Raw genomic sequence first — 306 nt, 5'->3', positions numbered from 1 at the left:
CTGGAAGAGGGCGTGGCGGGAGAGTGTGCGGTGGGGGTTGAGTTCTTCGACGAGGCGGTCGAAGGGAACGTCCTGGTGGCTGAAGGCTTCGAGGTCGGTGTCCCGGACCCGCGAGAGGAGCTCTTCGAAGGTCGGGTTTCCGGAGGTGTCGGTGCGCAGGACAAGCGTGTTGACGAAGAACCCCACCAGATCGTCGAGCGCTTCGTCCGTACGACCGGCGGTCGGAGCACCGATGGGAATGTCGCATCCGGCGCCCATCCGGGTCAGCAACGCCGCCAACGCCGCCTGGAACACCATGAACAGACT

Annotated in this window: 1 protein-coding gene; it reads right to left on the bottom strand. The window is 65.0% G+C overall.

Going from position 1 to position 306, the window contains the following annotated elements:
- Positions 1–306: condensation domain-containing protein (locus WA762_RS35570; RefSeq protein ID WP_335941723.1), on the bottom strand; the 306-nt coding region annotated here is incomplete at both ends.

The organism is Streptomyces tyrfis (genome assembly GCF_037034285.1).
Lineage (GTDB): Bacteria > Actinomycetota > Actinomycetes > Streptomycetales > Streptomycetaceae > Streptomyces.
This window is presented reverse-complemented; position numbering and strand designations above follow the sequence as displayed.